General features: G+C 64.1%; 11 protein-coding genes. 4 read left to right on the top strand and 7 right to left on the bottom strand.

The features are described 5' to 3' along the window. The first annotated feature begins 89 nt into the window (after window positions 1-89). From EOA86_RS07745 to EOA86_RS07730, 4 genes are all read left to right on the top strand, one after another. Entirely contained in the window at window positions 90-344 is a 255-nt protein-coding gene (locus tag EOA86_RS07745; protein ID WP_065010248.1) for a DUF4212 domain-containing protein, read from the top strand. A gap of 15 nt (window positions 345-359) precedes the next feature. Beyond that, window positions 360-2,225 (top strand): sodium:solute symporter family protein, encoded by a 1,866-nt coding sequence (locus tag EOA86_RS07740; RefSeq protein ID WP_127211338.1) that lies wholly within the window; start codon window positions 360-362, stop codon window positions 2,223-2,225. Between the two features lie 108 nt (window positions 2,226-2,333). Beyond that, the gene (locus tag EOA86_RS07735) at window positions 2,334-2,642 is read left to right on the top strand and encodes a YggT family protein (protein ID WP_029349200.1); all 309 of its coding nucleotides are present in this window, start codon (window positions 2,334-2,336) and stop codon (window positions 2,640-2,642) included. A gap of 4 nt (window positions 2,643-2,646) precedes the next feature. Next, complete coding sequence (locus tag EOA86_RS07730; protein ID WP_128341134.1) at window positions 2,647-2,967, top strand: hypothetical protein; 321 nt, start codon at window positions 2,647-2,649, stop codon at window positions 2,965-2,967. A gap of 20 nt (window positions 2,968-2,987) precedes the next feature. On the opposite strand, the gene EOA86_RS07725 is transcribed toward EOA86_RS07730, so the two are convergent. The 7 genes from EOA86_RS07725 to EOA86_RS07695 all read right to left on the bottom strand — a co-directional run. Beyond that, window positions 2,988-3,932, bottom strand: coding sequence for an ABC transporter permease (locus tag EOA86_RS07725; RefSeq protein ID WP_095520133.1), 945 nt, complete (start codon window positions 3,930-3,932; stop codon window positions 2,988-2,990). Then, complete coding sequence (locus tag EOA86_RS07720; protein WP_065010252.1) at window positions 3,929-4,984, bottom strand: ABC transporter permease; 1,056 nt, start codon at window positions 4,982-4,984, stop codon at window positions 3,929-3,931. The genes EOA86_RS07725 and EOA86_RS07720 overlap by 4 nt, the downstream gene beginning before the upstream one ends. Beyond that, on the bottom strand, window positions 4,984-6,474 hold the full coding sequence (locus EOA86_RS07715) for an ABC transporter ATP-binding protein (protein WP_128341135.1): 1,491 nt from the start codon (window positions 6,472-6,474) through the stop codon (window positions 4,984-4,986). Before EOA86_RS07715 ends, EOA86_RS07720 begins: the two co-directional genes overlap by 1 nt. A gap of 199 nt (window positions 6,475-6,673) precedes the next feature. Continuing rightward, complete coding sequence (locus tag EOA86_RS07710; RefSeq protein WP_127209731.1) at window positions 6,674-7,705, bottom strand: BMP family protein; 1,032 nt, start codon at window positions 7,703-7,705, stop codon at window positions 6,674-6,676. Window positions 7,706-7,868: 163 nt separating this feature from the next. After that, complete coding sequence (gene pcaF, locus EOA86_RS07705) at window positions 7,869-9,071, bottom strand: 3-oxoadipyl-CoA thiolase (protein ID WP_127209732.1); 1,203 nt, start codon at window positions 9,069-9,071, stop codon at window positions 7,869-7,871. A gap of 49 nt (window positions 9,072-9,120) precedes the next feature. Further along, a complete protein-coding gene (locus EOA86_RS07700; RefSeq protein ID WP_127209733.1) occupies window positions 9,121-10,413 on the bottom strand; it encodes an FAD-binding oxidoreductase in 1,293 nt (430 codons plus the stop codon). After that, on the bottom strand, window positions 10,410-10,998 hold a 589-nt coding region (locus EOA86_RS07695), incomplete at its 5' end, for a glutamine synthetase family protein (protein WP_164891611.1). The genes EOA86_RS07695 and EOA86_RS07700, both read right to left, overlap by 4 nt.

The raw sequence follows: 10,998 nt of genomic DNA, 5'->3' as shown, positions 1-10,998 counted from the left end.
GCTTCCGCCTTAGCGGAAGAGGCAAGCTTTAAACGGCGCCTTGCGGTCGAGACGGTTCGCAAGCTGCCAACCAAGGGAGGTTCAACGCTATGGCGACACCAGACCGCGTAAGTTATTGGAACAAGACCAAGAGCCTCATGTTCGTCATGCTGGGCCTGTGGGTGTTCTTCGGTTACGTCATCCACATGTTCGTGGAGCAACTCAACACCATCGTCATTTTTGGTTTTCCGCTCGGCTTCTACATGGCCGCCCAGGGTTCGCTTATCGCCTTCGTCGTCATGCTGTTCTGGTTCGCACGGCGCCAGAACGCGATCGACGAAGAGCATCATGTCAATGAAGATTGATCGGGGGGAACGTCAATGGCTAACACGACATCTACCACCGCAAGCGGAGGCGACTTCACCTCCAATCTTGGCCGCATCTACGGCATCTACACCGGCGGCTTCATAGCCTTCATCATCCTGATGGCCATCTTGAGCGCCATGGGTGTCGAGAACGTTGTAATCGGCTACCTGTTCATGGGCTTTACCATCGTCATCTACGCGGTGATCGGCATCCTGAGCCGCACCATGCATGTCGGCGAATATTACGTCGCCGGGCGTCGCGTACCGGCGCTCTACAACGGCATGGCGACCGGCGCCGACTGGATGTCGGCGGCTTCCTTCATCGGCATGGCCGGCTCGCTCTACCTGCTCGGCTATGACGGCCTCGGCTTCGTGCTCGGCTGGACTGGCGGCTACGTGCTCGTGGCCATCCTCGTTGCGCCCTATCTGCGCAAGTTCGGCGCCTACACGGTTCCCGACTTCCTGTCGGCGCGCTATGGCGGCAATCTCGCCCGCTTCATCGGCGTGATCGTTCTGTTCTCCTGCTCGTTTACCTATGTGGTCGCGCAGATTTTCGGCACCGGGCTGATCTCGGCTCGCTTCCTTGGCATCGACTTCAACGTCGCAGTCTATGTCGGCCTCGCCGGCATCCTGGTGTGCTCCATGCTGGGCGGCATGCGCGCCGTAACCTGGACGCAGGTCGCCCAGTACATCGTGCTGATCATCGCCTATCTCATCCCTGTCATCTGGATGTCGACGGTGAAAACCGGCGTGCCGATCCCACAATTGATGCAGGGCCAGGCGCTGGCGAACATCACCGCGCTTGAGACGGCGCAGGGCATCACGGTGCATCACATCACGCCATTCGTGCATGGCGGCTACGATGCAAAGAACTTCTTCCTGCTCATCCTCTGCCTGATGGTCGGAACGGCGTCATTGCCGCACGTCCTGATGCGATACTTCACTACCCCGTCGGTGCGTGAAGCGCGCGTCTCGGTCGCCTGGTCGCTGCTGTTCATCTTCATCCTCTACTTCACCGCGCCCGCCTATGCGGCGTTCGCCAAGTGGACGATGCTCGACCTGGTGGCGTCGGGCCTGACGCCTGAAAACATCGCCGAGAAAGCCGGATGGATGATGCGCTGGGCCGCTGCCGACAATACGCTCGTGCAGATCTGCGGTAAGGCGGCGACAGACAGCGCGGCGATCGTCGCGGCCTGCGCCGAAAAGGGCGTCACGGCACTTTCGTTTGCCGACATCAACCTCAACGCCGACATGATCGTGCTGGCCACGCCGGAAATGGCCGGCATGCCTTACGTCATCTCGGGCCTCGTCGCCGCCGGCGGCCTTGCCGCCGCGCTGTCGACTGCGGACGGCCTGCTGCTGGCCATCGCCAACGCGCTCAGCCACGACATCTACTACAAGATGATCGACCAGAATGCGCCTACGTCGCGGCGTCTGATCGTGTCCCGCATCTTGCTGGTTATGGTCGCGGTGCTGGCCGCCTACGTCGCGTCAACCAAGCCGTCGGACATCCTGTCGATGGTGTCGTGGGCGTTCTCTCTGGCCGCCGGCGGGCTCTTCCCGGCGCTGGTGCTCGGCGTCTGGTGGAAGCGGGCCAATTCGACCGGCGCTGTCGCCGGCATGATCGCAGGCTTCGGCATCACCCTCTTCTATCTGGTGATGACCCAGTACGGCGCCGATTTCGACAAGGCGACGCCGAACATGGAATTGTGGTGGGGGGTGAAAAACATCTCGTCGGCGACTTTCGGACTGCCGGTGGGCTTCGCCGTGATGATCATCGTCAGCCTTCTCACCAGGGCGCCGTCACGGGATATGCAGGATTTCATCGAGGAAATCCGTGTCCCTCGCGGCAAGCAGATGATGGAAGAAAAGATTGCCTGATTGCGCATAGCGATCGGCGCAAGAGGCGGGGTCCGGTGACGGACCCCGCTTTCATTTCGGGGACGTCGCTGGCATAACGCGGCGCCGCCGCCGCTTGGAAAATCGCCCATGAACGATTTCTGGTCCTATTGGTATTTCCACATACCGAATTTCATCCTCGCCGCGGTGATGTACACGCTGATGGGGCGTCTCCTGCTCGGCCTCTTCGTGCCCGAAAGCTGGGACAACTACATCTGGCGCTTCTTCAAGTCCGTCACGGACCCGGTCCTGCGGATCGTGCGGACCATCACGCCGTCGATCCTGACCCAGCCGGTGGTGATCGTCTTCAGCGTGCTCTGGCTTATGGCCTTGCGCGTCGGCTATCTCGTTTTTCTGATCAATTTCGGCATTGCGCCGATGGCTTCACAAGGGGGTTGAGGCAATGGACAGAAACGCTCTTGTGCCGGTCATGGCGGTCGCCATCGTCAACGGTATCTTTTCGCCGTGGGTGCTGTTGGTGTTCCTGTTCTATCCGGTCTGGTATCCGGGCTGGGCGCCTCCCTTAAGCCAGATCGTTTACATGGCAAGTGCGCTGATCCTGTCGACGATGACCATCATGCTCGCCGGCGTCCCGGCCGCGCTCTATGAGCGCTGGTCGGCGTACCCCAGGAGCATCGTCGTCTCGTCCATCTGGCTTGCCGGCACGGTTTTGTTGACGCTGCCGGCGCTGCCGAATGTGATGCGGGCGCTACGCGGCGGCTGAGAATTTGCCGCCCCAGCCTGTCAGCGTTCTTCCCGGCGGAACGGCTTGAGCAGCGCCGAAGGCGCGACGGCATTGCGCGACATCACCGCCATGGCGACGATGGTGAAGATGAAGGGCAGCATCAGGAACGCCTCATAGGGGATGTGGCCGAGCCCGCTCGCCTGCATGCGCAGTTGCAAGGCATCGACGAAGGCGAATAGCAGGGCGGCCCCTGCCGAACGCCAGGGGTCCCAGCGACCGAAGACGACGAGCGCGATCGCCACCCAGCCACGTCCGGAGACAAGGCCGAAGGTGAAAGCGTTGAACTGCACCATCGACAGGAAAGCCCCGGCCAGCCCCATCAGGGCGCCGCCGAGGATCACCGCCTGGAAGCGCGTGGCGATAACGCCGACGCCGGCCGAATCGGCGGCGCGCGGATTTTCACCGACCATGCGCACGGACAGGCCCCAGGGCGTCCGGTAGAGCACGAAGGCGGCCAGGGGAACGGCTGCCATCGCCATGTAGACCAGCGAAAACTGGTTGAACACCGCCGGTCCGAGCACCGGGATGTCGGAGAGAACAGGGATCGGCAGCGTCTCGAAACTCTTGATGCTGGGCGGCACCGATTGCTGGCCGAAGATCAGCCGGTAAAGGAAATAGGCGAGGCCCGACGAGAACAGCGTCACGCCGATGCCGCAAACATGCTGGCTGAGGCCGAGCGCCACCGTGAACAGCGCATGCACGGCACTCATCAGCGCACCGGTGACAACTGCCGCAAGCACGCCGAGCCACAGGCTGCCGCTGAGGCTGGTCGCGGTGAAGCCGGTCATCGCCGACAACAGCATGATGCCTTCTATGCCGAGATTGAGCACGCCGGCGCGCTCGGAGAACATCTCGCCCAATGTTGCGAAAGCCAGCGGCGTGGCAATCCGGATGATCGCAGCCAGGAAGCCTACCTGAAAGATCTGTTCGAGCACCACACTCATCGTGCAGCTCCGACGCGGCGGACGCGGTAGGCGGTGAACAGCAGCGCCACCAGCATGGCGAGCAGCGCGGTTCCCTGGATGACATCGCTGAGAAAGGCCGGAACGCCGGTGGCTCGCGACATCGCCTCAGCGCCGGTCATGACGGCGGCGAGGAAGAGCGCCGCCGGCACCACGCCGAGCGGGTTGAGCCTCGCCAGCATGGCGACGACGATGCCGGAATAGCCATAGCCCGGCGAGATGTCGCTCATCACCTGGAAATGCACGCCGCCGACCTCGCCGACGCCGGCAAGCCCGGCCAGCGCGCCGGACAGCAGCGCCGTCGAGATCAGCACGCGCTCGACATGGATGCCGCCATAGCGCGCAGCTTCTGGATTTTCGCCGATGACCCTGATCCTGAAGCCGAGCGTCGTGCGCGCGATCAGGAACCAGATGACCGGCGCAGCAAGGAACGCTGCCACAACGCCGAGATGCAGCCGCGTCCCTTCGAGCAGCACCGGGAAATTCGCGGAATCCTCGATCGGGGGCGAGATCGGGTAGCCGCTGAACGTATCTTTCCACGGGCCCTCGATCAGCGCCATCAGGGCGTAGAAGATGACCGAGTTGAGCAGCAGTGAGCTGACCACGTCATCAACACTAAATTTGACGCGGAGCGTCGCCGGCACCAAGGCGACTGCGGCACCGGCGGCAGCGCCTGCCGCCGCCATGAGAAGCATGGCGAGCGGCCCCGGCATCGGGATGGCGCCGACCGCGCAGCTCGCCACCGCACCGGCCAGCAACTGCCCCTCGGCGCCGATGTTCCAGAATTTGGCACGGAAGGCGACGGCGACGGCCAGCCCGGTAAAGATCATCGGGGTCGCGCGCACCAGCGTTTCGGTGATGGCGTAGCTGTCGCCCAGCGACGCCGAGAACATCACACCATAGGCTTCGATGACGCCGGCACCGGCCAACGCGATGAGGCCGCTGCACAGCACCAGCGTTGCTCCGATCGCCAGCAGTGGCAGAGCGAGATTGAACCAGCCGGGCGTGCTGGTGCGGGCTTCGAGGCGAAACATCAGGCTGTCCCCTCCGCCCCGGTCATCATCAGGCCGAGCCGCGCAATGGTGGCGTCGGCGCTGTCGAGCGTGCCGACGATCCGTCCCTCATACATCACCGCGATGCGGTCGCAGAGCATGAGCAGCTCTTCGAGATCCTCGCCGAGGACGATGATGCCGCAGCCCCTGCCACGCATGTCGAGGAACTTTTCGTGGATGAAGCGCGCCGCACCGATGTCGAGACCTCGCGTCGGCTGCGACACGATCAGCACCTTGGGGTCGAAGGCGAGCTCGCGCGCCAGCAGCGCCTTTTGCAGATTGCCACCGGACAGCGCTCCGGCCCGCGTCATCGGTCCGGGGCAGCGTATGTCATAGGCCTTGATCTGCGCTTCGGCGAAGGCGCGGATCGCATCCGGCCTGAGCAGGCCGTTGCGGCTGAACGCCCCCGTGCCGATGCGCGGCAGCACCATCGAATCCGCCAGCGGCAAATTGGTGACCAGACCGGTCGTCATCCGGTCTTCCGGGATGCGTCCGAGACCGAGCGCCTGCACCTCGCGCGGCGAGAACCGCGAGACCATTTTGCCGGCTATCGTCATCCGGCCGGCATCGGGCGCGCGAACGCCGGAGATCACCTCGGCAAGCGCCCGCTGGCCATTGCCCGCGACACCGGCAACGCCGAGGATCTCGCCGGCACGCACGACGAGCGACACGTCGCGCAGCGCCATGCCGGAATGCCGCGACGTCGAGATGCCGTCGAGGGTCAGCACCGGGGCACCTGTCGTCGATGGTCCCCTGGCCGGCGGAACGATTTCGTGGCCGCACATCAGCCTCGCCATCTCCGAGGATGTCGTGCTTGCGGGGGTATCGACGCGCCCGGTCACGCGGCCATGCCGCAGCACCACGCAGCGATGGGTGAGCGCCCTAACCTCGTTGAGCTTATGCGAGATGAAGATGATGCCGAGGCCCTGGGCCGCCATCGAGCGCAGCGCCGAAAACAGCCCGTCGACCTCTGTCGGCGCCAGCACCGCCGTCGGCTCGTCTAGAATCAGCAGCCTTGCACCGCGAAACAACGCCTTGACGATTTCGAGCCGCTGCTGCTCGCCGATCGACAGCACCGAGACGGGAAGGTCCGGATCGAGCGTGAGTCCATGCTGCCGGCCGATCTCGTTGAGCCGCGCCAGCCCGCCGGCGCGGTCGATCCGGCCCGACTTTCCGGGGATGCCGATCAGCAGGTTTTCCAGCACCGAAAGCCGCGGTGCGAGATGAAAGTGCTGGTGCACCATGCCGATGCCGGCGGCAAGCGCGTCGGCCGAGCTGTTGATCGTCACCGGCCGGCCCTGAACCAGGATCTCGCCGGCGTCGGGCGCATAGGCGCCGAACAGCACGTTCATCAGCGTCGTCTTGCCGGCGCCGTTTTCACCCAGCAGCCCGAGAATCTCACCCGGCGCGACGCTGAGATCGACGGCTTCGTTTGCCTTGACGGCGCCGAAGCTCTTGGAGATGCCGCGCATTTCGATGAGTGGGGCTGATGTTGACAAGGGTGCTCCTGGTGGGAGATGGCGCGACTCTTCACCCTCCCCCTTGTGGGGAGGGTCGGCTTACCATCGTAGCGAAGCGAAGATCGAGAGACGGGATGGGGGGTACGGCGCCGACCCCCACCCCGCTCCGCTTCGCGGATCGACCCTCCCCGCAAGGGGGAGGGTAAAAAACTCAATCCGAAACCGGCGTGTTCTCGTCGACATCGACGCGGAAATTGCCGTCGAGGATTTCGGCCTTTTTCTTCTCGACCAGCTCCTTGACGTCGGCGGGCAACGTCTTGTCGAATTTGTGGTACGGCGCCAGAAAGGAGCCGCCCTTAGCCATGCGCGAGAAATCACCGTAATCCTGGGCGGTGAAGACGCCGGCCTTGACCAGTTTGATCGCGTGCTCGACCGTCGGATACATGTCCCACACCGGGCCGGTTATCACCGTGTCCGGGCCGAGGTTGGACTGGTCGGACATGTTGGAGATGGCGAGGATCTTTCTCTCGACCGCCGCTTCGATGACGCCGAAACGTTCGGCATAGATCACGTCGACACCGGCGTCGATCTGGGCGATAGCCGCTTCCTTGGCCTTTGGCGGGTCGAAGAAAGAGCCGATGAAAGCGACCTTCCGCTTGATGTTAGGATTGACCTCCCGGGCGCCGGCAAAGAAGGCATTGACGAGCCGGTTCACTTCCGGAATGCCCATCGCCGCAACGGCGCCGATCGTGCCTGATTTCGACATCTTTCCGGCGATCAGGCCGGAGAGATAAGCCGGCTCGTGGATCCAATTGTCGAAGACTGCGAAATTCGGCTCGGCCGGCCCGGCGCCGGAGCCGAACAGGAAGGCAACCTTCGGGAACTGCTTGGCGGTCCGGCGGGATTCCCGTTCGGCGGCGAAGGCGTCGCCCATTACCAGCTCATAGCCGCCTTGCGCATATTCGCGCATGACACGGCTGAAATCCGCCGTCTGAACCTTCTCCGACCATTTGTACTCGATGCCGAGTTCCTTCTCGGCCCTCTGCAGGGCGACATGGATCTGGTGGACCCATGGCTCCTCGGTCGGCGTGGCGAAGATCGCCGCCACCTTCAGCTTCTTGTCCTGAGCTAAGGCCAGACCCGGCAGCATGGTTGCTGCCAGGCCGAGCGCGCCCAGTTCCAGAACGCTGCGTCGCGAAAGCCCTTTGCATTTCGACTGGACTTTGCTCTTCCCGTTTTCCATCGCATGCCCCTCTGATTGGCGCCGTGCCGAGCCGGCTGTTTCTTTGAAGTGTCAGCTGGGGAACTATGGAACGGAGCCTCACCTTTGTCCACATGGTCAAATTTTCGGGGGAGCAGCAGCTGCCGGCCGCCGTGGCATACCGCGGCCGGCGCTCGATCTTGTTTTACTGCCGTTCCAGCGCCACGGCGATGCCTTGGCCAACGCCGATGCACATGGTGGCGAGCCCATAGCGGCCGCCGCGCTCCCTGAGCTCCAGCGCCGCAGTGCCTGATATGCGCGCACCCGACATGCCGAGAGGATGGCCGAGTGCGATGGCGCCGCCATTCGGGTTGACGTGCTCCGCGTCCTCGGCAATGCCGAGCTGGCGGAGCACGGCGATGGCTTGGGAGGCAAAGGCTTCGTTGAGCTCGATGACGTCGAGATCTGCCGGCTTCAGCCCGATCCGGGCACACAGCTTCTGTGTCGCCGGCACGGGGCCGATGCCCATGATGCGCGGCACCACGCCGGCGACCGCACCTCCGAGGATGCGGGCGATCGGCGTCAGCCCATATTTCTTCACGGCAGCTTCCGAAGCGACGATCAGCGCCGCGGCACCATCGTTGACACCCGACGCATTGCCGGCCGTGACCGTGCCGCCTTGCCGGAACGGCGTCGGGAGTTTCGCCAGCGTCTCGATCGTCGTACCCCCGCGTGGATGCTCATCCTTCGAGACGACCGCGTCGCCCTTGCGCTGCGGGATCGTTACGGGAGTGATCTCCTTCGCCAGCCGGCCATTGGCCTGCGCGGCCACCGCCTTGTCCTGGCTGCGCACGGCAAACGCATCCTGGTCCGCGCGGGAGACGGCGAACTCTTCCGCGACATTCTCGCCGGTCTCCGGCATCGAATCGATGCCGTACTGCTCCTGCATCAGCGGGTTGACGAAACGCCAACCGATGGTGGTGTCGTGAATCTCGGCATTGCGGGAGAAGGCCGTCTCCGCCTTGGGCATGACGAAAGGGGCACGGCTCATCGATTCGACGCCGCCTGATATCATCAGTTCCGCCTCGCCCGCCTTGATAGCGCGTGCGGCGATGATGATGGCATCCATGCCCGAACCGCAGAGGCGATTGACGGTCGAGCCGGAAACCTCCTTGGGCAGCCCGGCCAGCAGCAGTGCCATGCGCGCGACATTGCGGTTGTCCTCGCCGGCCTGGTTGGCGCAGCCATAGACGACGTCATCGATCGCGGCCCAATCGATGCCGGGGTTGCGCCCGACCAATGCTCTCAGGGGGATCGCGCCAAGGTCGTCGGTGCGGATCGAAGACAATGACCCACCAAAGCGTCCGATCGGCGTGCGAATGTAGTCGCAGATATAGGCCTCGGCCATCTAACAGCTCTCTTTTGCGTTTCCCTGCTACGGCCCCGCTCGCTTGCGCTCAATGCTTGATGCGGTCGCGCATGGCGTACCAGAGCATGCCGAGCACATAAAGCGGACCGCGCAGGGCGGTGCCGCCGGGAAATGGCAACGGCCTCAGCGTCGAAAACAGATCAAGCCGCGAATTATCGCCCGTGATTGCCTCAGCAAGCAGCTTTCCCGACAGTGTCGACAGGATCACGCCCTTGCCGGAATAGCCATGCGCAAAATAGACCTCGCCATAGTGGCCGACATCCGGCAGGCGCGATGTCGTCACGGAGACGAGGCCGCCCCAGGCATGGTCGATGCGGCGGCCGCGCAATTGCGGAAAGGTCTTTTCCATATGCGGCCGCACGAAGCCGGCAATGTCGGCGGGCGGCGACGGCGTGTAGCGCTCGCCGCCGCCGAACAGCAGGCGTCCGTCCGCCGACAGCCGGTAGTAGTTGACCACGAAGCGGGTGTCGGAAACGGCGACATTGCTTGGGATGACGTCGCTCGGGTCGTCCAGCGGCTCGGTGGCGACGATGTAGTTGCCGACCGGCATGATGCGGCTGTTGACGCGCGGCTCGAGCCCCTGGAGCAGGGCGTCGCCGGCCAGCACGACATGCCTGGCCCGGACCGAGCCCTTGGCCGTCGCAACCCTGATGGCAGGTTCCCGCTCCACCCGCAGCGCCACCGATTTCTCATGGATGCTGACGCCCGCCGCTGCCGCGGCGCGGGCAAGACCCAGCGTGTAGTTCAGCGGATGCATATGGCCGCCGAGCTTCTCGTACATCGCGCCGTGATAGGGCGTGTTCACCATTCCACGCGCCTGCGCCGCCGACAGCATCTCGACGTCATGAAAATTCATCACGCTGGCAAGGCACTCAGCCTCTTCTTCGAGGTCGCGCAGGTCGGAGCTGTTGACCGCACCGGCGAGGTGGCCGGTCAGCCGGAGGTCGCAATCGATGGCGTGGCGCTCGATCAGGTCGAGCACCAGTCCGCGCGCCTCGAAGGCGAGATCGAACAGCGCCCGCGCCCGTTCGGGCCCATACAGCTTGACCAGACCCTTGGCGCCCTTGCGCAGCCCGGGGATTATCTGGCCGCCATTGCGCCCGGACGCCCCCCAGCCGATCTTGCCGCCTTCGAGGAGCACCACCTTCAGCCCGCGCTCGGCCGCATGAAGGGCTGCGGACAGGCCGGTGCAGCCGCCGCCGACCACCACCAGATCGGCGTCGATGTCGCCCTGCAGCGCCGAATGCTCCGGAGCCGGATTGGCCGTCGCGACATAGTAGGATTTGCCGATATCCAGGCCGGAGTTGAGGCTCATCATCATACCTTGAGCAGCAGGTGGTCGCGTTCCCAGCTGGTGACGACGCTCTGGAACAGGTCAAGCTCGACACTCTTGACGCGCAGATAGGTCTGGAAGAAATCCTCGCCGAGCAACTCCCGAACCGGACTGCACGCAGCGAAACGGTCGAGCGCCTCCTCCATGGTTTTCGGCAGCGTGCTCTTGCTGCGATAGGCATTGCCCGATGCCTCTGGCGAGCGCGAGAGCTTTTTTTCGACGCCGAGATAGCCGCAGAGCAGCGAGCCGGCCATCGCCAGATAGGGATTGGAATCGGCGCCGGGCAGCCGGTTTTCCACCCGCCGCGCGGCGCGCCCGCCGGCCGGCACGCGCAGGCCGCAGGAGCGGTTGTCGTGCGACCACTCGATGTTGGCCGGGGCGCTGTGGTTCGGCCGGATGCGGCGGAACGAATTCACGTCCGGCGCAAACAGCGGCATCAACTCGGGAAGGTATTTCTGCAGGCCGCCGACGAAATGGCAGAACATTTCGGTGTCGGCATCGTCGCGCCCGGCAAACAGCGTATTCCCGGCCTCGTCGACGACCGACATATGGAGATGCATGGAGCTGCCGGCC

The organism is Mesorhizobium sp. M5C.F.Ca.IN.020.32.2.1 (assembly GCF_004023105.1).
Classification (GTDB): domain Bacteria; phylum Pseudomonadota; class Alphaproteobacteria; order Rhizobiales; family Rhizobiaceae; genus Mesorhizobium; species Mesorhizobium wenxiniae.
Note: the sequence above shows the minus strand (reverse complement) of the source record. Positions and strands in the feature narration are given on the sequence as shown.

Coding starts and splice junctions, on each gene's coding strand:
- EOA86_RS07745 (WP_065010248.1), top strand. CDS start 90: ATGGCGACACCAGACCGCGTAAGTTATTGGAACAAGACCAAGAGCCTC.
- EOA86_RS07740 (WP_127211338.1), top strand. CDS start 360: ATGGCTAACACGACATCTACCACCGCAAGCGGAGGCGACTTCACCTCC.
- EOA86_RS07735 (WP_029349200.1), top strand. CDS start 2,334: ATGAACGATTTCTGGTCCTATTGGTATTTCCACATACCGAATTTCATC.
- EOA86_RS07730 (WP_128341134.1), top strand. CDS start 2,647: ATGGACAGAAACGCTCTTGTGCCGGTCATGGCGGTCGCCATCGTCAAC.
- EOA86_RS07725 (WP_095520133.1), bottom strand. CDS start 3,932: ATGAGTGTGGTGCTCGAACAGATCTTTCAGGTAGGCTTCCTGGCTGCG.
- EOA86_RS07720 (WP_065010252.1), bottom strand. CDS start 4,984: ATGTTTCGCCTCGAAGCCCGCACCAGCACGCCCGGCTGGTTCAATCTC.
- EOA86_RS07715 (WP_128341135.1), bottom strand. CDS start 6,474: ATGCGCGGCATCTCCAAGAGCTTCGGCGCCGTCAAGGCAAACGAAGCC.
- EOA86_RS07710 (WP_127209731.1), bottom strand. CDS start 7,705: ATGGAAAACGGGAAGAGCAAAGTCCAGTCGAAATGCAAAGGGCTTTCG.
- pcaF (WP_127209732.1), bottom strand. CDS start 9,071: ATGGCCGAGGCCTATATCTGCGACTACATTCGCACGCCGATCGGACGC.
- EOA86_RS07700 (WP_127209733.1), bottom strand. CDS start 10,413: ATGATGATGAGCCTCAACTCCGGCCTGGATATCGGCAAATCCTACTAT.